General features: G+C 74.0%; 19 protein-coding genes and 3 pseudogenes. 12 read left to right on the top strand and 10 right to left on the bottom strand.

Annotation, left to right across the window (positions count from 1 at the left end; all coding sequences use genetic code 11):
• Window positions 1-21: 21 nt before the first annotated feature.
• Window positions 22-870 carry a helix-turn-helix domain-containing protein gene (locus VSR01_RS19190; protein ID WP_326450428.1) on the bottom strand — a complete coding sequence of 283 codons (849 nt, stop codon included), beginning with the start codon at window positions 868-870 and terminating at the stop codon, window positions 22-24.
• 15 nt (window positions 871-885) lie between these two features.
• A pseudogene (locus tag VSR01_RS19185) lies at window positions 886-1361 on the bottom strand (DUF6879 family protein); the annotation flags it as partial.
• Between VSR01_RS19185 and VSR01_RS19180 the strand changes: the two are divergent.
• The 4 genes from VSR01_RS19180 (at window position 1348) to VSR01_RS19165 (ending at window position 4143) form a co-directional block, all read left to right on the top strand.
• Window positions 1348-1743, top strand: a complete 396-nt coding sequence (locus VSR01_RS19180; RefSeq protein ID WP_326450427.1) for a hypothetical protein — start codon at window positions 1348-1350, stop codon at window positions 1741-1743. The pseudogene VSR01_RS19185 and the gene VSR01_RS19180 sit on opposite strands and share 14 nt — an antisense overlap.
• An 80-nt stretch (window positions 1744-1823) precedes the next feature.
• A complete protein-coding gene (locus tag VSR01_RS19175; RefSeq protein ID WP_326450426.1) occupies window positions 1824-2480 on the top strand; it encodes a class I SAM-dependent methyltransferase in 657 nt (218 codons plus the stop codon).
• 86 nt (window positions 2481-2566) lie between these two features.
• Window positions 2567-3367: a hypothetical protein gene (locus VSR01_RS19170; protein ID WP_326450425.1), complete on the top strand. Its 801-nt coding sequence runs from the start codon at window positions 2567-2569 to the stop codon at window positions 3365-3367.
• A 158-nt stretch (window positions 3368-3525) separates the two neighbouring features.
• A complete protein-coding gene (locus VSR01_RS19165; protein ID WP_326453713.1) occupies window positions 3526-4143 on the top strand; it encodes a histone deacetylase in 618 nt (205 codons plus the stop codon).
• 150 nt (window positions 4144-4293) lie between these two features.
• Here VSR01_RS19165 and VSR01_RS37850 read toward each other — a convergent pair whose 3' ends face one another.
• Window positions 4294-4878 (bottom strand): winged helix-turn-helix transcriptional regulator, encoded by a 585-nt coding sequence (locus VSR01_RS37850; protein ID WP_442785489.1) that lies wholly within the window; start codon window positions 4876-4878, stop codon window positions 4294-4296.
• On the opposite strand from VSR01_RS37850, the pseudogene VSR01_RS19155 reads away from it, so the two are divergent.
• Window positions 4850-5263, top strand: a pseudogene (locus VSR01_RS19155) (NAD(P)-binding domain-containing protein); the annotation flags it as partial. The gene VSR01_RS37850 and the pseudogene VSR01_RS19155 overlap by 29 nt on opposite strands.
• A gap of 370 nt (window positions 5264-5633) precedes the next feature.
• Window positions 5634-5801 (top strand): hypothetical protein, encoded by a 168-nt coding sequence (locus VSR01_RS19150; RefSeq protein WP_326454017.1) that lies wholly within the window; start codon window positions 5634-5636, stop codon window positions 5799-5801.
• A gap of 172 nt (window positions 5802-5973) precedes the next feature.
• Here VSR01_RS19150 and VSR01_RS19145 read toward each other — a convergent pair whose 3' ends face one another.
• The gene (locus VSR01_RS19145) at window positions 5974-6276 is read right to left on the bottom strand and encodes a hypothetical protein (RefSeq protein WP_326450424.1); all 303 of its coding nucleotides are present in this window, start codon (window positions 6274-6276) and stop codon (window positions 5974-5976) included.
• A 448-nt stretch (window positions 6277-6724) separates the two neighbouring features.
• Here VSR01_RS19145 and VSR01_RS19140 point away from each other — a divergent pair, with 448 nt between their 5' ends.
• Window positions 6725-7753: an MBL fold metallo-hydrolase gene (locus VSR01_RS19140; RefSeq protein WP_326450423.1), complete on the top strand. Its 1029-nt coding sequence runs from the start codon at window positions 6725-6727 to the stop codon at window positions 7751-7753.
• Window positions 7754-8064: 311 nt separating this feature from the next.
• Window positions 8065-9279, top strand: a complete 1215-nt coding sequence (locus tag VSR01_RS19135; RefSeq protein WP_326450422.1) for an acyl-CoA dehydrogenase family protein — start codon at window positions 8065-8067, stop codon at window positions 9277-9279.
• Window positions 9280-9453: 174 nt separating this feature from the next.
• On the opposite strand, the gene VSR01_RS19130 is transcribed toward VSR01_RS19135, so the two are convergent.
• The 6 genes from VSR01_RS19130 to VSR01_RS19105 form a co-directional block, all read right to left on the bottom strand.
• Window positions 9454-10014, bottom strand: a complete 561-nt coding sequence (locus tag VSR01_RS19130) for a GAF domain-containing protein (RefSeq protein ID WP_326450421.1) — start codon at window positions 10012-10014, stop codon at window positions 9454-9456.
• Window positions 10015-10028: 14 nt separating this feature from the next.
• Window positions 10029-10631: a GTP-binding protein gene (locus VSR01_RS19125; protein WP_326450420.1), complete on the bottom strand. Its 603-nt coding sequence runs from the start codon at window positions 10629-10631 to the stop codon at window positions 10029-10031.
• Window positions 10603-11016 carry a DUF742 domain-containing protein gene (locus tag VSR01_RS19120; protein ID WP_431056553.1) on the bottom strand — a complete coding sequence of 138 codons (414 nt, stop codon included), beginning with the start codon at window positions 11014-11016 and terminating at the stop codon, window positions 10603-10605. The genes VSR01_RS19125 and VSR01_RS19120 overlap by 29 nt, the downstream gene beginning before the upstream one ends.
• 131 nt (window positions 11017-11147) lie before the next feature.
• Complete coding sequence (locus VSR01_RS19115; RefSeq protein WP_326450419.1) at window positions 11148-11561, bottom strand: roadblock/LC7 domain-containing protein; 414 nt, start codon at window positions 11559-11561, stop codon at window positions 11148-11150.
• Window positions 11562-11702: 141 nt separating this feature from the next.
• The gene (locus tag VSR01_RS19110; RefSeq protein WP_326450418.1) at window positions 11703-13643 is read right to left on the bottom strand and encodes a sensor histidine kinase; all 1941 of its coding nucleotides are present in this window, start codon (window positions 13641-13643) and stop codon (window positions 11703-11705) included.
• A gap of 220 nt (window positions 13644-13863) precedes the next feature.
• A complete protein-coding gene (locus tag VSR01_RS19105) occupies window positions 13864-14724 on the bottom strand; it encodes an MEDS domain-containing protein (RefSeq protein ID WP_326450417.1) in 861 nt (286 codons plus the stop codon).
• Between the two features lie 218 nt (window positions 14725-14942).
• Here VSR01_RS19105 and VSR01_RS19100 point away from each other — a divergent pair, with 218 nt between their 5' ends.
• The 4 genes and pseudogenes from VSR01_RS19100 to VSR01_RS19085 all read left to right on the top strand — a co-directional run bounded on the left by VSR01_RS19100 (window position 14943) and on the right by VSR01_RS19085 (window position 21480).
• Window positions 14943-15746 (top strand): response regulator transcription factor, encoded by an 804-nt coding sequence (locus VSR01_RS19100; protein WP_326450416.1) that lies wholly within the window; start codon window positions 14943-14945, stop codon window positions 15744-15746.
• 152 nt (window positions 15747-15898) lie between these two features.
• Window positions 15899-17619 (top strand): annotated as a pseudogene (locus VSR01_RS19095) (sensor histidine kinase).
• Window positions 17620-17644: 25 nt separating this feature from the next.
• Complete coding sequence (locus tag VSR01_RS19090; RefSeq protein WP_326450415.1) at window positions 17645-19060, top strand: bifunctional glycosyltransferase family 2/GtrA family protein; 1416 nt, start codon at window positions 17645-17647, stop codon at window positions 19058-19060.
• Window positions 19057-21480, top strand: a complete 2424-nt coding sequence (locus VSR01_RS19085) for an ArnT family glycosyltransferase (RefSeq protein ID WP_326450414.1) — start codon at window positions 19057-19059, stop codon at window positions 21478-21480. Before VSR01_RS19090 ends, VSR01_RS19085 begins: the two co-directional genes overlap by 4 nt.
• Window positions 21481-21588: the final 108 nt, after the last annotated feature.

Here is a 21588-nt window from a genome sequence, read left to right as displayed (position 1 = left end):
CGGGGCGCCGGCTCGCCGAGGTCAGGAGCGCAGCGTTCGCCTGGCCGCGGTGATGAGATTCTGCGCGTCGACTCCGTACACCGCGGACTGGCAAAGCGTTTTCCACGCCCGCAGGTGGACGTCGACGCTCGCCTCGTCGTCGATCCACAACTCGGCGTGCCAGTTTTCGACGATCAGCTGACGGTCGTCGTAGATCCAGAAGGCGGTGGCCGGAGGAATCCTGAGCGGGGCGGACAGCGGAACGATCCCCAGCTCGACCGTTTCGAGACCGACGGTTCCTGCGAGCCGGTCGAGCTGGGCCGCGAGCACGGACGGCGGACAGATCAACGCGTGGAGGGCTGCCTCCCACAGCAGGAGGTGGAAGCGTTTCGAGGAGTCGTACAGCGTCTCCTGCCGCTTCGTGCGGGACAACACGGCCTGCTCGGTGTCGCGTGGCGATCGTTGGAGTTCGGCGTACCTGGTGAAGATCGCCCGGGCGTAGTCCGGAGTCTGCAGGATCCCGAAGACCATCGAGGACTCCCAGCCGCGGAACACCGAAGCGTCGGTGTGGGCGTTCAGGTGGGTGTCCTGGACCGGCCTGTGTCCCGAGGCCAGCTGGCGCCGCCACGACCTGATGTGGGACTCGAAGCCCCGGAGGCGCGCGAGCAGTTCGCCGTACGCTTCCGGCCGGCCGGTCGCCTGCGCCCACTTGCGCAGGTCATCGGGAGTCGGCGTCTGCTTGCCGTTCTCCAGTCTGCTGACCTTGGACTTGTTCCACCCGCACTGCTCGCCGAGTTCGCCGCCGGTGAGCCGACGTTCGTGGGCGGAGAGCCGGAGTTCCCGCAGGCGTGCTCCGAGCGCCTCCCGTGCCTGCTGGTAGTCCGTGCTCACCGGTACGCACCTGCCTCAGCCCTCCTCCGCGGTCAGCCGAGCCGCGAACTCCTGGTAGGGGACAGCATGATGCAGTGCTGCGTCGCGCACCATGGCGTACCGCAGTACCGCGGCGGGCTCCCTGATCAGCTCGACGCCGACGAGGGTGTCGGCCTCGTCGAAGTCGAGCAGCGCGACCAGCCGGGAGTCGAAGATCCAGAAGTCCTCGGCGGGCAGATCGAGCCGCTCGGCTTCCTCTCGCCGCAGGTTGAGGATCGTCTCTCCAACGGCGCTGTTACGGCGTGGGGCTCGCCCCAAACGAACTGCGCGTAGGTGTCCGTGAGTTCGTCCGACGCGTAACGCCGACGCGTCTCCAGCCGCCACGCCGTGTGCTCGAACTGAGTGAAGAGCCGGTCGAACTCCTCCAGGCCGATGATGTCGGGCACGCGAACGACCTCCTTCGGGCCGAAGTCGACCAGCAGCTCGCGCGGCACGACGATGGGGCCTCGCCCCCTCTGGGACCGCGAGGCCGCCCTGCTGCTCCGCGACCACACGATGGTCCGCGACATGGCCGAGCGCATCCTCGGCAACGCCGTCATGTACACCATCGGCTGCATGGAACACCCCGAGGTCCACTTGGGCGTCGGCAAGCTCGTCGACATCGGCGTGCACCAGCTCATCCTCGACACGCCGGTGTGGTGGTCCCTGTGCGAGGTGTACAACCAGGGTCGATACAAGCACCACGCCCCGTTCATCGAGCGCCGCAGCGACGGACTGTGCTTGCGCACAGCGGACTTCCTGAAGTCCATCGGCTTCGAGGTCGACGAGGAGCTGTGGGCGATCGACGGAACGGACTGCTCGCCTTGCGACAACAAGGTCCCCGACAGCCACTGATGAACGGCCCGGCGCTGCCCCTGTCCACGCCCCCCGGGAGGGCAGGGGCCGGACCTTTCGCTCTCGAAGAGGAAACCGCCTTGCCCGCACAGCACGACATCGCCGCCGAGACGGAACTGTGGGACGTCTTCGCCGCCTCCGCCTTTCGGGACGACGCGGAGCCGAGCTTCTGCTGGACCCAGTACGCCGGGCACGGGCCCGGCGCGGAGCTGCTCGGCGATCCGCGCTCGGCGCTGGAGATCGGCTGCGGCACCGGCCGTGCCCTCGCCCATCTCGCTCGACGCGGCATCACGGCACGAGGCGTCGACCTCTCTCCTGTCATGGTGGAGAAGACCACCGCCAAGTGGTCCGGCAGCGGCGCGGAGTTCGTCTGCTCCGAGGTCCTGGAGTACCTGAGCACGCACGAGGAGACGTACGACGCCGTCTACTCGATCTTCGGAGCCGCGTGGTTCACCGACCCGGGGCGCCTGTTCCCCCTCGTCCGCCGGCGCCTCGGACCCGGTGGCGTCTTCGTCTTCTCCCAACCCCCGGCCATCCCCGGCGCGTACGGGCCGCAGGGCATGTACAAGGGGGGCTTCGCAGGCAGGGCGATGTTCACCTACCGCTACAGCTACCGCCCCGCCGTGTGGGAACGCCTGCTGATCCGGGCCGGGTTCGCCACCGCCGAGGCCCAGATCCTCGATGCGCCTCACCCCGAGCACATCGGGACGCTCCTCGTCCGCGCCGTCGCGGCGTGACCTGATCCGGCGGCCCTGTCGCCTCACCGCTTGACAGCGGTCGGGGAACCGCCTCGTGGGTGGCCGCGAACTGCGATGCTGGCGGGATGTCGAGTGAGCAGGACGTCCCGGGCCCGGCGCATCCGCTGCCGAGGGTGCTCAACCCCCTGTGGATCATCTCCCTCTTCCTCGGCGTGTCCGAGACCACCGTGGGGATCGCCGCCACGCTGTCGAGCGGCGCGGTCCAGGGCACGCTCACCGCCTTCGCGGTCACGTTTCCCGTGCTGGTCTCCGGCGCGTTCTTCGCCGTGCTGTGGAAGAAGCCCGAAGTGCTGTACGCGCCGGGCGACTTCCCCGAGCACGTCTCGGTCACCGCGTACGTGGACGGCATGCGGCACGGCTCGGCCGGCAACGCCGAACTCCTGCAGTCGGTGGTGCGCGACACACTGGAGGAGGTCATCCCCACCACCCTGTCCCGGTTCGTCACCCCGCAGCAGGTCGCGCAGTTGGTGGACCAGGCCGTCGCCAGCGCCCGGGAGGGCATCGCCAGCCGCATGCTCTCCGTCGACCTGAGCGCGGTGCACCCGGACTTCCGCGACTTCCGCACCGAGTTCCCGCTCGGCGACGGCGCGACGGTCGCCGACTTCCTCGACCGGCTGTGGGCGGTCATGCGCGACCACGTACGGCCGTACACCTACGGCACCCACTGGGTCCTGATAGACCGCGCGAGCAACCGCATCTTCCGCGACATCGGCAGCACCTGGGCGCGCGACCACGTCGGCGACCCCGAGGACGCCCGCCTCCTGAAGGACATCGGCTTCCGCGTCGACATGGACCTCGCCGTGCTGCCGCTGCGGCACGGCCTGACCGACCCCCCGGCCCCCCGCGGGCGATACTCGGGAGTGTGAACGGCGGGAGCGGCGGGAGCGGTGTGAGCAGCGGGAGTGGTGTGACCGGCGGAAGTGGTGTGGGCGGTGTGGGCGACTCGGTGCGGCGCGCGGAGGCCCGCGTCGCGTCGGCCGCCGCCGCAGCCGGACCGGTCTGGTACGCCGCGTACGGCTCGAACATGCACCGCGACCGCCTGCGCTGGTACGTGGAGGGAGGCGCTCCGGCCGCGGACCCGCACCACCCGAGCGGTACGGACTCCGGCGGCGCCCGCGCCTACCCCGGCTGCCGGGACCCGCGGATGCCGCGCGAGTCCGTCGCCGTCGAACTGCCCGGCACCGTCTACTTCGCCACCCGCTCCCCGGTCTGGGCGGGCGGCCGGGCGTTCTACGACCCGGGCGCGGCCGGGCGGGCGTGGGCGCGCGCCCATCTGATCACGGCGGAGCAGTTCGGCGACATCGTGGCGCAGGAGATGTACCGGGCGCCCGGCCGCGACCTCGACCTCGGCGAGGCGCTGCGGACCGGGCGGCAGCGGCTCGGACCCGGCCGCTACGAGACGGTGGTCTGCCCGGGCGCGCTCGACGGCGTACCGCTGCTCACGTTCACCGCGCCGTGGGGCGTGGACGGGGTCGAGCACACCGTGCCCTCGGCGCCGTACCTCGCGCACCTCGCGGCCGGCCTGCGCGACGCCGGGGCGTGGACCGCCGACCAGATCGCCGCGTACCTCGCCGCCCGGCCGGGCGGCGCCGGCCGCTGGACGACCGAGCAGGTCGCGGCCCTCACCGCGCCGGCCGCCTGAAGGCTACGGTCCCCCCGAGCGGTACGGTCCCCCCCGGACGGTACGGGCTCGCGCGGCGGTACGCGCCCGGTCGTACGGCGGTACGCGCCCGGTCGTACGCCACCCCCGCGACCGCGCCGACCGCGCCGACCGCGCCGACCGCGCCCCGCGCTACCCCCGCGTCGCCCGCTCCTGCGCCTCCAGCAGCTCCTCCCCGTGCGCCGTCGTCCAGTCGGCCATCGCGCGCAGTGGACCGGCCGCGAGGCTCGCGCCCAGCGGCGTCAGGCCGTACTCGACGCGCGGCGGCGCCGCGGGGTAACTGCGGCGCTCCACCAGGCCGTTGGCGAGCAGACGGCGCAGCGTCTCGGTGAGGACCTTGTCGCTCATGCCGCCGGTCGAGGCGAGCAGGGCGCGGCGCCGCAGCGGTCCGTTCGACAGCGCGGCGACCACCAACGGGTCCCAGGCGTGCGCGAACAGCTCGGTCGCCGCGCGCAACCGGCAGTCCACGAGGACGTGTTCGCACACCCCGTGCGCGGCCGGCGTCAGCCCGGGAACGCTGATCCCGGCCGCCGCGGGCCCGCGCGCCGCCCCGCGTACGGGCCCGCGCGCGACCGCCTCACGCGCGGCCCCGCGCGCCGCTTCACGCGCCGCCTCGCGCCCCGCGTCACGCGCAGCCCCGCGCCCGGACTCCCCCGCGGCCCCGCGCCCCCGCCCCGCCCTCGTCGCGATGGTCGTAGCGGTCGTCGTCGTGGTCATGCCCCCATCCTCCCCGACCCCGCGCCTACCGATCGGTTCGTATCGGTCTGCCTACGGTGGCCGCCCCGGCGGGGACGCCGCACGGGCCGCGGATCGGCGGGTCAGGGATCTGCGCGCGGCAGGCGGCGATCAGCAAGCAGCGAACACTCGGAGGTACGCGATGCGCATCGGAATCGTGGGTACGGGCGGGATGGCCGTCGCGCTGGGCGCGGCGTGGGCGGGCGCGGGGCACGCGGTACGGATCGGGGGCCGGTCGTACGGCAACGCGGTCGCCGCGGCCGCGCGGATCGGCGGCGGTGCCGAGGCCGTACGGCTGGAGGAGGTCGCGGGCGGGCAGGACGCCGTGCTGCTCGCGGTGGCGTGGCAGGGCGTGCCCGAGGCGCTGCGGGCGGCGGGCGCGGAGCGGGGCGCGTTCGAGGGCGTCCCGCTGATCGACCTGACGAACGCGGTCGAGCACGGCGTCGGCGTGCTGCTGCCGGAGGAGGGGCGGTCGGCGGCGCAGTACGTGGCGCAGTGGGCGCCGGGCGCGCGGGTGGTCAAGGGGTTCCACCTCTTCCCGAGCGCGCAGTGGGTGCCGGAACGGCCCGCAGCCGGCAGCGGGTCCGGCGGAGGACCCGGCGGAGGCCCCGGCGGCGTCCCGGGGGAGCGGCCCCGGACGTGCCGCTTCCCGGGGAGCGGCCCCGGACGCGCCGCCCGCGCCCGCCCGCACCGTCAGCGTCGTCCTGGCCGGCGACGACCCCGCCGCGCTGGAGACCGTGGCACAACTGGTGCGCGACGTCGGCGCACGCCCGGTGGTCCTCGGCGGACTCGACCGGGCCCGCCAACTGGAGGAGGTCGCCGGCTTCGTGATCGCCCTCGCGCTGAACGGCACCGACCCCAGCACCGCGATCCCGCACTTCCCTCCACCGGCGGACGCGGCCTGAGCGCCGGCCGGACGCAGCCGCGACCGGGGCCGGGGCTGCGCGGTCCCGGCACTGCGCGGCAAACGCGGCCTGAGCGCCGGCTGGACGCGGTCTGAGCGCGCCCCGGACGCGTCTTGCGCGCCACCCGTCAGCTCGGTCCGGGGCCGCACCCCGAGCGCAGCCGATCCGCGTCCTACTCCACGGAGTTCGCCTCCATGCACGTCAGGTCGATGTCGTCCAGCACCGCTTCCTGCGTCCGCCCGGACAGCGCGGCGTTCTGCTCGATCAGGACGGCGGTCCAGCCGGCCAGGCTGATCGCGAGCACCCGCAGGCCGTCCGTGCCGTGGCTGGCGAGCACGGAATCGGCGGTGTCCAGGGCGCGTTGGGGGATGAACTCGGCCGGCTCCAGGCCCACGGTCCGGCGCAGCAGATCGACGGTGACCCGCGATATGTCCGGTGCGAGCGAGGTGAGGCGGCGGTCGTCTTCCCGGTCCATGCGAGGGCTCCTCCAGCTCCTCCGGCTGCTCCGGTCGCGGCTGCACCGGTTACGGTTCGTGCAGGCGCCATCACAGCAGATCCCACGCTGGGCCGGGGGCATATTCCGGTCAACCGGGCGCAGTTGGCCGGGAGAGCACCCACTTGTGACTCCTTCTGCGCGGCTGCCCGTGCGGCTGCTCCCGTACGCCGCTCCCCGCCGTCGGCCCCGTGCGGCTACCGCCCCTCCGCCGGGCGCCGGGCCCAACGCGGCGTCCACGTCGTCCCGTCGGCCGCGTACGCCGGGTCCGGCGCCGCGTTCGGCTCACACGGCACTTGCTGCACCGGCGAACGCACGCCACCCTTGATGACACCGAGCGACCGCCGCCACCCGCACCCGCACCACCGCCACCCGCACCACCGCCACCCGTACCGCACCCGCCCACCCCGCGCCCGGGAGGAGCCCGCCCATGCCGCTCCCCGACGCTCACGGCCCACTTGCCCACGCCGCCGGCACATCCACCGCGGACGCTCTCGACGTCCGCTGGAACCACGGAGTGGCCGCGTGGCGGCGGCCGTTGCTCGGACGGCGTCCCGGGGGACCGCGGCCCGAGCCGCCGATCCAGGTGCACCGTCACGACGAGCACACCGTCGTACTCCGCCAGAGCAAGGTCCTGACCTACGAGGCGCCGTTCCTCTACCTGCTCTTCGGCGACGACCGCGCGCTGCTGCTCGACACCGGCGCGACCGAGGACCCGGGCCTGTTCCCGCTGCGGGCCACCGTCGACGCGCTCATCGACGACTGGCTGGACCGTCATCCGCGCCGCGGCGCCCAGCCGTACGGACTCGTGGTCGCGCACAGCCACGGCCACAACGACCACGTGGCCGGCGACGGGCAGTTCGCCTGGCCGGGCACCACCGTCGTCGGGCGCGACGCGGACGCGGTCCGCGAGTACTTCGGGTTCGGCCCGGGCGGCGTCCCCTGGCCCACCGCGATCGCCGAACTCGAACTCGGCGACCGGAGGTTGGAGGTTCTGGCCACACCCGGGCACCACGAGTCGGCGATCACGCTGTACGACCCGCGCACGGGCTTCCTGCTGACCGGCGACACCGTGCTCCCGGGGCGGCTCTACATCGACGACGCCCCGGCGTTCGCCGCCTCGCTCGACCGCATGGTCGACTTCGCCCGGCACCGCAAGATCACCCAAGTCCTCGGCGCCCACGTGGAGATGACCCGCCGGGACGGCCGCGACTACCCCATCGGCGCGCGCCACCAGCCGCGCGAGGCGCCGCTCGCCCTCGCGCCCGAACGGCTCACCGCGGTCCGCGAGGCGGTCCGCGAGGTGGCCGGCCGGTCCGGGGTCTTCCGGCACCGCGACTTCGTCCTCTACGTCGAGCCCTCGGAGCGGGACATGGCCCGGCTGCTGCGCCGCGGGAACCGCCGCGACCGTGCCCGCCGCGCGCTCGAACTCGCCCTGCGCCCCCTCACGGCACGCTGAATGCGGCCCACCCCACTGTATTGCGGCCCACCCACTTTTTTCGAACCTTTGCTCGAATTCGCGCGTCCCGCCCCCGAAACACACGCCTCGAACCGCCGCCCGCAATAATCAGAACTTGAACCTAATCACGCACTGATTCGCCCAGATCCAGCCAATCCGCTGAGCGATCTTGTATCGACTTGATGGAGTCACCACCATTGATGGGTCGACCTGTTCCAGCCAGAACGGGTCCGCGCGACCGGGTGGCGACGGGGGTGGCTGACTGCTCGCAGAACCCGTGGCGGGCAGGTGGACAAATAGGGAGAGATAGTGTGAGCGGGTACTTCACCACGAAGCGTCACGATCGACTCCGACAGGAAGTCCGGGTATTCGCCGAGGAAGAAGTCCGCCCGCTGATCCCGCAGATGGAGGCCGCCAAGGCCGTCGAGTACGAACTCTCGCGCCGGATAGCCCGGCAGGGCTGGATCGGCGTCACCATCGCGCGCAAGTACGGCGGGATGGGCATGGGCCACCTCGCCAAGACCATCATCATCGAGGAGCTGTCACGGGTCAGCGGCGCGATGGGCGCGATGGTGCAGGCCTCGCAGCTCGGTGTGGCGAAGATCGTGCACTTCGGCTCCGAGGCGCAGAAGTGGCAGTGGCTGCCCAGGATCGCCTCCGGCGACTGCCTGCCGACCATCGCGGTCACCGAGACCGGCTCCGGCGGCCATGTGCTGGGCATGGCGGCGACCGCGGTGCGTGACGGCGACGACTACATCCTCAACGGCAGCAAGGTCTTCGTGGGCAACAGCCACGTCGGCGACCTGCACGGCGTGGTGGTGCGAACCGGCCCCGGCTCCAAGGGACTTTCGGCCTTCCTGGTCGAATCCGACCGCCCCGGCTTCTCGCTCGGCGAGCACAAACCGGCCATGGGCCTGCACGGCTTCAGCTTCGGCGAACTGATCTTCGACAACTGCCGGGTCCCGGCCGCGAACCTGCTCGGCCGCGAGGGCGACGGCCTGCCCGTCGCGTACTCCTCCAGCGTGCTGTACGGACGGCCGAATCTCACCGCCGTCTCGCTCGGCATCCACCAGGCGCTGGTCGAGGAGACCGCGACGTTCGTCTCCGAGCGGCACCGCTACGGCAAGCCGCTGTACGACGTGGGGCCGGTGAAGCTGAAGATCGGCAAGATGCAGTCGCGGCTGATGACCGCGCGGCTGGCGGCGTACCACGCGGCGCACCTGCTGGACGAAGGCGAGCCGTGCGACGCGGAGCTGATGAACGCCAAGCTGATCAACGTGGAGCTGGCGCTGGACTCGGCCCGGGCGGCGATGGAGGTGCACGCGGCCAGCGGGCTGTTCACCGACACCCCGGTGGAGCGCTACCTGCGCGACGCGCACCACATCTTCGCGCCGGCCGGCACCTCGGACGTCCAGCTGCTGCGGCTCGGCGAGGTCGCGCTCGGCCTGGACAAGGGCCAGTGGTCGCAGCGCCTGTCCGACCTGGTCCGCCTGGACGACTCCGTCAAGGCCGGCCTCACCTTCTGACCCGCCCGGCCTCCGCCGGCCACGCCGGGCCCCGCCCCGCCGACCCTGCTCGCGAGAACGCGCCGGGCCCCCGGCGGACCGCACTCCGCCCGGCACCCGGCGCGAACCGCCCCGCGGGACCGGCCCGCGGCGCGGAGCAGCCTGCGGCGCGAACCGACCCCGCGGGGACGGGAGTTACGCCTGTCCCCGCTCGTGGCGCTGCAGCACCGTCGTGACCTGCTCGGCCACGCCCTTGATGTTCTCCACGTCCTGCTTGGTCCACGGGATCGGCTCGGTGTCGATCACGCACACCGTGCCCAGCGTCACCCCGGACGACGGGTCCTTGACCGGCGCGCCCAGGTAGGTGCGCACGCCCAGCTCGTCCACGACCCGGTTGCCCGCGAACCGCGGGTACGCGCACACGTCGGCCAGCGGCAGCGCGGTGCCGCGGCTGACCACGTGCGGGCAGAAGCCCTGGTCCAGCTCCATCTCGCGGCCGGGCTCCGCGCCACCGGTCTCCAGCGTCTGCGGCCCGCTGGGGGTGGACAGCCCGGCGAAGTACTGCCGGCCGTCGATAACGAAGTTCACCATGGCGTACGAGGCACCGGTGATCTCCCTCAACTGCTCGGCGATCGCGTCCAGTTCGGGGAACGGCTGGTCGGTGACGCCCATCGCGCGCAGGCGCTCGTTGCGCGTCTGCGCGGCGGCCGGGTCTTCTTCGGGGATGGCCATGCGGTTGGCCGGGTCGAATGTCATAGCGGCGCTTCCGGTCAGTGGGCGGGTTGTGCCACGGCGGTGGCCTGGAGGAGGTGCGTGACGAGGTCGATCAGCACGTGGGTGGAGGAGCTGGCCTGTCGGGCGTCGCAGAGCACGACCGGCACGTGCGGGGCCAGCGCGAGGGCGCCGCGCACCTCGTCGGGGGTGTAGGTGTAGGAGCCGTCGAACTCGTTGACGGCGACCAGGAACCGTATGCCGCGGCTCTCGAAGAAGTCCACGGCGTCGAAGCAGTCCACGAGCCGGCGGGTGTCGGCCAGGACCACCGCTCCGAGCGCGCCGTTGGACAGCTCGTCCCACATGAACCAGAAGCGGTCCTGGCCCGGCGTGCCGAAGAGGTACAGGATGTACTGGTCGTCCAGCGTGATGCGGCCGAAGTCCATCGCGACGGTGGTGGTGGTCTTGTTGGACACGCCGTCGAGACGGTCGGTGCCCGCGCTGGCCACCGTGACCGTCTCCTCCGTGCTCAGCGGCTCGATCTCGCTGGCAGCTCCGACGAAGGTGGTCTTCCCGACCCCGAACCCGCCGGCCACCAGGATCTTCAGCGGCTGCGGGTAGGAGTCGGCGTCGTCACTGCAGTAGTCGTTTGTGTAGGCCATCGAGCACTCTCTGCAGGATGTCCCGGTCCGCGGGGTCGGCGGCCGGGTCGGGCGGACGGGCCGTCACGGCCCCTTGGTCGATCAGGTCGGACAGCAGGATCTTGGCGACCGCGACGGGCAGTTTGAGGTGGGCGCCGATCTCGGCGACGGTCACCGGGGCGCGGCTGAGGTCGAGCGCCAGGCTGTGCTCCGGGCTGAGGTCGACCTTCAGCGCCCGGCCGGTGGCCCGGACCATCGACAGCAGGTCCAGGGCCACGGTCGGCTTGGTGCGGCCGCCGCTGACGGTGTACGGGCGGACCAGCCGTCCGGCGTCCGCGTCGAGCCAGTCGGCGTCGGTGCGGCCGTCCCGGCGCTCCTGGGCGGAACGCCGCTCCCGGCCGAGCAGGGCGTCGCGTCCGGACAGCCCCTCCCGTCCGGACAGCGCGTCCCGCCCGCCGAGTAACCCGTCGCGGCCGAACCGGCCGTCGTGGCCCTCTCTGCCGGAACCGCCGGCGCGGCCCCGCCCCTCCGCCCGGTTCACCGGGCCACGGACGCCGCGTTGCGGGCAGGCGTCTCGAGGCTCTTGGTCACCTGCTGGATCATCCGGCTCATCTCGAAGCCGAGTACGCCGGCGTCGGCCTCGGGCGCGGCCAGCACGGCCAGCACGCTGCCCTGGCCGGCCGCCGAGACGAACATCAGCGCGCCGTCCAGCTCGGCGACGACCTGCCGGGCCAGCGGGCCGTTGCCGAAGTGCTTGCCGGCGCTGCGGACGATCGACCACAGCCCGGAGGCCACGGCCGACAGGTGGTCGGCGCCCTCGACGTCCAGACCGTGCACGGCCCGCTTGATGCCGTCGGACGAGAGCAGGACGGCGGCGCGGGTGTAGGGGACCCGGCCGACGAGATCCTCAAGCAGCCACCCGAGGTCGCTGCCGGTGGTGTCGCTCGCCATCTGTGGAACTCCTAAGGACGTAACGCGGGGGAAACGCGGATCGGGGGGGGCGGATCAGGAGCGGATCTGGGGGGACGGCGTGGGGGCGTGGGGACGGCGTGAGCGGGTGTACGGCGTGGGGGTCCCGCTCACCTCCTGCGGTCAGTGGCCGGGGCGTCCGGGCTGTCCGGACCGCTCGGACCGTTCGGGCCGCTCGGAGTAGCCGGGCTGCACGGCCTGCTCCTCGGCCGCCCGTACGCCCTGCCGGTAGGCGCCCATCAGGCCGGGGGTGGCCGGGGTGAACTCGCCGTCGTCGGACTGCTGACCGTAGCCGCCGGCGCCGGACGCGCCCTGCTCGGCCGGGGGACGCTGCAACTGCGGCGCCATGTGCGTCTGCTGGGTGCGCTGGGGGAGCGGCGGCCGGCCGCCCGCCGGGGCGGCACCCATCACGCCGCCGCCGAGCCCGCCGCCGTACGGCGACTGCGGCGCCGCGGGCTGCTCGGCGCGCTGCGGTGCCGCGTGCTGCGGGGCTGCGTGCTGGGGCGTCGCGTGCTGCGGCGCTCCGTGCTGGGGGGCCGACCGCTGCCGGTACGGCGACTGCGGCTCGGCGCCGGGCCGGGGGGCCTGCTGCTGCGGCAGGGCGGACTGCGGGACGGCCGACTGCGGGACGGCCGACTGCGGGACGGACGACTGCCGCGCCGCCGCGGGCGGCGCGGTGCGCGCCTGCGCCGGAGCCGGCGCCTGGGGCTGGGCCTGGGCCTGGGCCTGGGCCTGGGCCTGGGGCTGGGCCGGCGCCGCTGACGCCGCCGCCGGAGCGCTCACCGCGGCCGGCGCCTGGGCGTACCCCGCGGCCGGAGCCTGCGCGCGCCGGTCGACGATCGGCTCGGCGGCCCTGGCGTGGCTGTCCTCGGCCGGGACCGAGCCCTGCTCGTCGTCGCCGGCGTCGGCGCTGAGCAGCGGGTTGGGCAGCAGCACCAGGCTGGTGACGCCGCCGAAGAGGTTGCGCCGCAGCTCGACCCGGATGTTGTGCTGGCGGGCCAGCACCGCGACCACGTACAGGCCCACCCGGCCGTCCTTGAGCAGCGCGCCCAGCTCGACCCGCTCGGGGTTGGCGAGCAGCGAGTTGCGCATCCGCTCGTCCTCGGGCTGCTGCCCCAGGCCGCGGTCCTCGATCTCGATGACCATGCCGGTGGTGACCTGCTGGGTGCGCACGTAGACCTGGGTGCCGGGGGGCGAGAACGCGGTGGCGTTCTCGATCAGCTCGGCCAGCAGGTGGACCACGTCGGCGACCGCCGCACCGTCGAGCCGGCCGTCGATCGGCGGCACCGGCTTGACCCGCGAGTACCGCTCGACCTCGCCGATCGCCGAGCGCACCACCGAGGCCAGCGGCACCGGCTTGCGCCACTGGCGGCGGGTGACCTCGCCGCCGAGCACCGCGACGTTCTCCACGTAGCGGCGGATCCGGGTGGCGATGTGGTCGACCTCGAACAGGCCGCGCAGCAGGTCCGGGTCCTCCACCTGCTGCTCCAGCTCGTCCAGGATGCGGATGCCCTGGTGGACCAGGGACTGCAGCCGGCGGGCCAGGTTGACCAGGACGGTGACCTGCTGGGAGGCGGCGCCGTTGGGCGCGGGCAGGTCGGCGGCCTCGGTCAGCGCGGTGAACGCGGTCAGCCTGCTGTACTCCAGCTGCTCCAGCAGCGGCTTGAACCGGCCGGTGGCGTCGCGCAGTTCGGTCGGCGGAGCGGGCTGCTCGGGGGCGCGGCCCTGGCGCAGGTCCTCCAGCGCGCGGCGCAGCTGGGCGTCGCCGTACGAGACGCTGGCAGCGATGTCAGCCGCGGCGCGGTCGAGTTCGGAGGCGGACCCGGTGAGCCGGCGCTGGGCGCTGCGCGCGCTCGCGGCGCCGGCCAGCAGCACCGCGAGCGCGACGACCAGGGCGGCGCCGAGCCCGGCCAGCCGGCGCGTCCCGGTGGGGTCGGCCGCGGCCAGCCACGCGGCGCACCCGGCGCCGAGCAGGATCAGGACCGCACCGGGCAGCAGCACCACGCGCTGGAGATTGGGGACGGCTGACCCGGAACCGTGTCGGCCGGATGAGAGTGTGGTCATCAACGTCCTCAGCACAATGGGTGACTGGCATCAACCGTCACACTGGTAACCGATTATGCATGTTCGGAGATAGCGGGATCTTTCGATCCGGAACATCTCCACCATCTCGCCGGGTTCGAGCGTGCGCGGGCAACAGCCTTGCACAGGAAGTGAGTTGAATGCCACGCGCACATTCACTCGGCGGTCATGCGGAGGCGCGGGGACGCGGCGGAACCGCAGCTCAGCGCACTCGTGCCACCACCCCCTCGTCCTGCCGCGGCCCGCACAGCGCGAGGATCCGCGCCTGCATCTCGGTGCACTCCAGCACCACTTCGCCGGTCAGTCTCAGCAGTGCGCGCGCACATGAGGCGTCGATGAACGCCAGCCCCGTGAGATCGATCACGGCGAGCCCGGATTCGGTGACGGCGAATTCGAACGCGGCACGCGTCGCGAGGTCCGCATCACCCGCCAACCGCAGCACGTCGCCGTCCCGTTCGGCGTGCAGCGCACCGGGTTCCGGCAGGACGGCCAGCGGGTGCAGGCTCAGCATCTGTTCGAACAGCCGCGGCGGCACGGCCCGGCGGTCGTACTCGCACATCCCGGTGAGCGGGATCTGGTCGAACAGCCGCGTCACGTCGCGTTCGTAGGAGGTGACCGCCGCCAACTCGGCCGCGTCCAGGCCGTCCTGGCCGGTCCAGGACATGTCGCCGGCCGCCCGCAGCCCGGCGAAGCCGCGGTCGAGGGCGTCGCCGGTCGCCGCCGACCAGTAGGCGGTGCGGGCGGCGGCGTCGAAGCCGCCCGCCGGGTCGTGGCCGGGGGAGGCGCCGGTGACGACTTCCAGCCGTCCTTCGGCGGCGGCCCGGCCGGCGGCCAGCCCGTGGGCGGCGAGCCGGGCCAGGCCCGCGTCCGGGCCCTCGCCGGCCGGCAGCCCGCCGAAAAGCAGTACCCGCTCGCCGCGGGCCAGGCCGTCGGCGGTGAAGACGGCCCGCAGCGCCCACCGGTCGGCGCCGCTGTCGAAGCCCAGGCAGGCGTGGTCGCCCGCGGACAGCCGCTCGACGGCGGCCGTGCGCGGTGTCCGCTCGGCGCAGACCCGTATCGCCATGCCGACGAACGTACGCCGGGGGCGGCCCGGTCAGGCGCGCGGGATCACTTCTCCCCCACCGGTGACCGGGCCCGACCCGGAATGACCGGAAACAGTCGCTCGGAAGCGTCGGGTGACCGGCCGGGCGCTCTTCGTGACGTCCGGATTCTCAGAGATTCTCAGACGTTTCACAGAATCGGCCAAGATTCCTTTCATAGCGAGCGCACAGAGTGGCCACCATGGCAACCACCTCTTCTGCTGCTTCCTCCACGAGCCCGGCGGCGACGGTCCCCCAGGCGACCCCCGCGACCCCCGCGGTGCCGGCCGGCGACCTGTCGCGCCCGGACGGCTCCCCGGTGCGCGTGCTCGTCGTGGACGACGAGACGCCGCTGGCCGACCTGCTGTCGATGGCGCTGCGCTACGAGGGCTGGCAGGTCCGCACCGAGACCGACGGCGCGAGCGCCCTGCGCGCGGCCCGCGAGTCCCGGCCGGACGCCGTCGTGCTCGACGTGATGCTGCCCGACATGGACGGTCTGGAGGTGCTCGCCCGGCTGCGCCGGCAGACCCCGGACGTGCCGGTGCTCTTCCTGACCGCCAAGGACGCGGTCGAGGACCGCATCGCCGGGCTGACCGCGGGCGGCGACGACTACGTGACCAAGCCGTTCAGCCTGGAGGAGGTCGTCGCCCGGCTGCGCGGACTGCTGCGCCGCTCCGGCGCCGCGGCGGTGCGCAACGAGTCGCTGCTCGTGGTCGGCGACCTGGTGCTCAACGAGGACAGCCACGAGGTCAGCCGCGGCGGCGACAACATCCACCTGACCGCCACCGAGTTCGAGTTGCTCCGCTATCTGATGCGCAACCCGCGCCGCGTGCTCAGCAAGGCCCAGATACTGGACCGCGTCTGGTCGTACGACTTCGGCGGCCAGGCCAACGTGGTCGAGCTGTACATCTCCTACCTGCGGCGCAAGATCGACGTGGGCCGGCCGCCGATGATCCACACCCGGCGCGGCGCCGGCTACCTGATCAAGCCCGGCGAACCGGCGTGACCCGCCCCGCGGCCGTCCGGCGGCGGCTGCCGCTGTCGCGCCCCCGCCGACCGGGCCCGCCGCGCCGCCGCGGGTCCTGGGCGCCGCGCCGCCGCGGGTCCTGGTCGCTGCGGCGCCGGCTGGTCGCGTCCTGCGTGGCGCTGGTCGCGGCCGTGTGCACGGTGATCGGCGGCGTGACGATATTCGCCCTGCACGACTTCCTCTACGGGCAGTTGGACAACAAGGTGCACGACACCGCGATGCGCGCGGGCGGCCCGCCGGCCGGCCAGAACGGCGCCGGCCAGGACGGCGCGGGCGGCGCGGGCCGGAACGGCGCCGGCCAGGACGGCGACCGGCGCCCGCGCTCGGGCCCGGGCCTGCCCGGTGCGGGCGACATCCCCTTCGTCTTCCTCGTCGGCGGCGGCCAGCCCGGCGAGACGGTCGGCGCGAGCGTCTCACCGGCCGGCGTCGTCACCCAGGCCGCGGTCAGCGCGGCCGACTCCGACGGCGGCCAGCTCGTCGCCGACGACCTCAGCGCCCGGCAGGCCGCCGCCTTCGCCGACGTGCCGCGCGACGGCAAGCCGCACACCCTGCACGTGCCGGACCTCGGGGACTACCGCGTGGAGTCCGCGCGCCCGGCCGCCGACGGCAGCACCGTGCTGGTCGGCATGAGCACCTCGGGCGTGCAGGACACGCTGTCCACGCTGATCTGGGTGGAGGTATCGGTCACCGCCGCGGGCCTGGTGGCCGCGGGGCTGGCCGGCGCCGCGCTGATGCGGATCGCGCTCGAACCGCTGCGCCGGGTCGCCGCGACGGCCACCCGCGTCTCCGAACTGCCGCTGGACCGCGGCGAGGTGGCGCTGCACGAACGCGTCCCGGCCTCCTTCACCGACCCGCGCACCGAGGTCGGCCAGGTCGGCGCGGCGCTCAACCGCATGCTCGGCCACGTCGGTTCGGCGCTGCACGCCCGGCAGGAGTCCGAGACGCGGGTCCGGCAGTTCGTCGCCGACGCCAGCCACGAGCTGCGCACCCCGCTCGCCTCGATCCGCGGCTACGCCGAACTCACCCGCCGCGGCACGGCACTCGGCGCCCCGGACACCTCCCCGGACACCCGCCCGGACACCTCCCCGGACGGTTCCGCTGACCCCGCGCCGAGCCCCGGCCAGGACCCCGCGTACGCCGCCGGCCCGGCACCCGGCACGCGCTCGGCCGGATCGAGTCCGAGGCGGCCCGGATGACCACCCTGGTCGAGGATCTGCTGCTGCTCGCCCGGCTCGACGCGGGCCGCCCGCTCAGCCTCGCCGAGACCGACCTGTCGCCGCTGGTCGTGGACGCGGTCAGCGACGCCCGCGCGGCCGGCCGCGGCCACAACTGGCGGCTGGACCTGCCCGACCGCCCGGCGACCGTGCGCGGCGACGCCCAGCGGCTGCACCAGGTGCTGGCCAACCTGCTGGCCAACGCCCGCGCCCACACCCCGCCCGGCACCACCGTGACCGCCCGCGTGACGCCCGCCGGCCGGGACGTGCGGCTCCAGGTGGAGGACGACGGGCCGGGCGTCCCCGAGGAGCTGCGGCCGCACGTCTTCGAGCGGTTCGCGCGCGGCGACGCCTCCCGCTCCCGCGCCTCCGGCAGCACCGGCCTGGGCCTGGCCATCGTGCACTCGGTGGTGGCCGCGCACGGCGGCGACGTCACGCTGGACAGCGTGCCCGGTCGTACGGTCTTCACCGTGACCCTGCCCGCCGCCGACGAGCCGTCCGCGGGCGCGTCCGCGGACCGCCGCGCGCAGCCCGCCTCGGCGCTCCCGGCCCACCCGGAACTCCCCGCGCACCCGCACCTCCCCACGCACCCGTCCCCGCATTCACAGCCCAGCCCCAGCCTCAGCACATCGTCGTGACAGCGCGGTTGCCGAGTGTCGAACCATGCGAACCTCACTCGGCGACCTGCCCGCCCGGCAGCACCTGCCGGTCACGGCCGCGGCGCACGGCACCGGCACCGGCCCCCGCGCCGGCACACCGGTCCTGGACGTCGTCATCCCCGTGTACAACGAGGAGGACGACCTGGAGCCCTGCGTCCGCAGGCTGCACGCCCATCTGTCGGACACCTTCCCCTACCCGTTCCGCATCACCGTCGCGGACAACGCGAGCACGGACCTGACCTCCGCGGTGGCCAAGGCGCTCGCCGCCGAACTGCCCGAGGTCGCGTCGTTCCGGCTGGAGCAGAAGGGCCGCGGGCGCGCGCTGCGCACCGTGTGGACCGCCTCCGACGCGCCGGTGCTCGCGTACATGGACGTGGACCTGTCCACCGACCTCAACGCGCTGCTGCCGCTGGTCGCGCCGCTCATCTCCGGCCACTCCGACCTGGCCATCGGCTCCCGGCTGACCCGCTCCTCGCGGGTGGTGCGCGGCGCCAGGCGGGAGTTCATCTCGCGCGCCTACAACCTGATCCTGCGCGGCTCGCTGGCCGCGCGCTTCTCCGACGCGCAGTGCGGCTTCAAGGCGATCCGCGGCGACGTCGCGCAGCGGCTGCTGCCGATGGTCGAGGACACCGGCTGGTTCTTCGACACCGAGATGCTGGTGCTGGCCGAACGCGCCGGGCTGCGCATCCACGAGGTGCCGGTGGACTGGGTGGACGACCCGGACAGCAGCGTGGACGTGGTGCGCACCGCGGCCGAGGACCTGCGCGGCGTGTGGCGGGTCGGACGGGCCCTGGCCACCGGGCAGTTGGCGCTGGACCGGCTGCGCAGGCCGTTCGGCGACGACCCGCGCGACCGCGAGCTGAACGGCGTGCCGCCGGGCCTGGCACGGCAGTTGGTCGGCTTCGGCGCGGTCGGCGCGCTCAGCACGCTGGTCTACCTGGCGCTGTACTTCCTGTTCCGGCTGGGGCTGGGCGCGCAGAGCGCCAACGCGCTGGCGCTGCTGCTGTCGGCGCTGGGCAACACCGCCGCCAACCGCCGGCTCACCTTCGGCGTGCGCGGCCGCGACCGGGCGATGCGCCACCAGGCGCAGGGCCTGGTGGTGTTCGCCATCGGCCTCGCGCTGACCAGCGGTTCGCTCGCCGCGCTGCACGCGGCCACCCCGCACCCGGGCCACACCACCGAGCTGGCCGCGCTGATCGCCGCGAACCTCGCCGCGACCGTGCTGCGCTTCCTGCTCTTCCGCGCCTGGCTCTTCCCCGGCCCGTACGACGCGCCGACTCCGGCGCCCGGCGCGGCGGACCCGACCGCCGATGCCCGCGCGGCCGTTCCCGGCGCCGCGCCGAACCCGGCCGCGCCGACCTCCGACCCGCGGCCCACAACCCCCGACGCAACCGCCCCCCGAACGAGGAGTGCGCGATGACCGCGCCGAGCAACACCCCGCACAGCGCGGGCCCTTCGGACACCCCGCCGACGACCGGGCAGATCGTGCCCGCAGCCGTCCGTACGCCGGTCGCGGCCGACTTCCACACGCCGACGGCGACCGCCGTACCCGCGGACCACCCGCACGCCGGCCACCCCGACGACGCCGGTCGCGCGCCCGCCGAACTCCCGTCCGGCGACCGGTCGGCGCCGCCCGCCGCGCCCCCGCTGCCCTGGCGGCAGCGGGTGTGGCGGGGCCGGCCGGAGGACCCGGCGTGGGCCCGGCCCGCCTTCCTCGCACTGCTGCTGGGCACGCTGGTGCTCTACCTGTGGGACCTGAGCGCCTCCGGCTACGCCAACTCCTTCTACTCCGCGGCCGTCCAGGCCGGCAGCCAGAGCTGGAAGGCGATGTTCTTCGGCTCCTCCGACGCCGCCAACTCCATCACCGTGGACAAGCCGCCGGCCTCGCTGTGGCCGATGGCCCTGTCGGTACGCCTGTTCGGCCTCGGCTCCTGGCAGATCCTGGTGCCCGAGGCGCTGATGGGCGTGGCGTCGGTGGCGCTGCTCTACGGCGCGGTACGCCGCCGGTTCAGCGCCGGCGCGGGCCTGCTGGCCGGCGCGGTGCTCGCGGTGACGCCGGTGGCCGCGCTGATGTTCCGCTTCAACAACCCCGACGCGATGCTGGCGTTGCTGATGGTCGCGGCCGTCTACTGCGTGCTGCGCGCGCTGGAGGGCGCGCGCACCAGGTGGCTGGTGCTGGCGGGCGTCGCGTTCGGCGTGGCCTTCCTCGCCAAGACCCTCCAGGCGTGGCTGATCCTGCCGCCGCTGGCGGTCGTCTACGCGGTGTGCGCGCCGGCCCGGCTGCCCCGCCGGATCGGCCAACTGGCCTGGGCCGGGCTGGCGATGCTGCTGTCGGCCGGCTGGTGGGTGGCGATCGTCGAGCTGTGGCCGGCGTCCTCGCGGCCGTACATCGGCGGCTCCCAGGACAACAGTTTCCTGGGCCTGACCTTCGGCTACAACGGCTTCGGCCGGATCACCGGCAACGAGACCGGCAGCGTCGGAGGCGGCGGCGGACCGGGCGGCGGCGGCCAGTGGGGCCAGACCGGCATCGGCCGGCTGTTCGGCAGCGACATGGGCGGCCAGATCGCCTGGCTGCTGCCCGCGGCGTTCGCGCTGCTGGCCGCCGGCCTGTGGCTGACCCGCAGGGCCCGCCGCGCGGACACCGCCCGCGCCGCGTTCCTGGTGTGGGGCGGCGCGCTGCTGATGACCTTCGGGACCTTCAGCTTCATGTCCGGGATCTTCCACCAGTACTACAACATCGCCCTCGCGCCCTACATCGCGGCGCTGGTCGGCATGGGCGCCTCGATGCTGTGGCGGCGGCGCGCGCACATCGCCGCCGCGGCCGCCCTCGCGGTGGTCGTCGCGGGCACCGCCCTGTGGTCGTACGACCTGCTGCGCCGCTCGCCCGACTGGCACCCGTGGCTGCGCACCGCGGTCGTGGTCGCGGGCCTGGCCGCCGCGGTCGGCCTGCTGCTGGGCGCGGCCGGTACGTCCCTGGCCGGGCGGGTACGCGCCAGGATCGCGGTGGTGACGGCGGTCGTCGGCCTGGCCGCGGCGCTCGGCGGCCCGGTGGCGTACACCCTCGACACGGTCTCGACCGGCCACCAGGGCTCGATCATCACGGCGGGCCCCGCGGTCACGAGCGGCGGCTTCGGCGGCTTCCCGGGCGGCGGCCGGCGCGGCGGCTTCCCCGGCGGCGGCCAGGCCCCGACCGGCGGCTTCCCCGGCGGTACCGGCGGCACCGGCGCGGGCGGCTTCCCCGGCATGCCCGGCCAGGGCGGCGGCACCACCACCGGCGGCACCGCGGGCAACGGCACGGGAACGCAGAACGGCGCCGGCGGCTTCCCCGCCGGCGGCTTCCCCGGCGGGGGCTTCCCCGGCCAGGGCGGCGGCGGGACCCGCGGTGCCGGCGGCGGCCAGGGCGGCGGCATGGGCGGCCTGCTCAACGGCACCCAGGTCAGCTCGGCGATGAGGTCGCTGCTGCTCGACGACGCGTCGAAGTGCACCTGGGTCGCCGCGGCGATCGGCTCGCAGAACCAGGCCAGCTACCAGCTCGCCACCCGGAAGCCGGTGATGTCCATCGGCGGCTTCAACGGCAGCGACCCCTCGCCGACCCTCGCCCAGTTCAAGAAGTACGTGGCCGAGGGCAAGATCCACTACTTCATCGCCGGCGGCATGGGCGGCATGGCAGCAGCGGCCACCACCGAGTCCACCGGCAGCACCGGCCGCGGCGGCTTCCCCGGCGGCGGCATGGGCGGCTCCGGCACCGCGTCCCAGATCAGCACCTGGGTCGAGGCCACCTTCACGTCCAAGACCGTGGGGAGCACCACGGTCTACGACCTGACCTCGCCGGCGTCCTGACCTCGCCCTGACCGAGCCCGCGGCCCACCCGCCGGGCGCCCGGACGGCACACCCCTCCCACCCCCGGGGAGGGGTGTGTCTTATGTCTCAGCCGCCTCACAGCACGTG

It is taken from the genome of Actinacidiphila sp. DG2A-62 (genome assembly GCF_035825295.1).
Taxonomy (GTDB): Bacteria; Actinomycetota; Actinomycetes; order Streptomycetales; family Streptomycetaceae; genus Actinacidiphila.
This window is presented reverse-complemented; position numbering and strand designations above follow the sequence as displayed.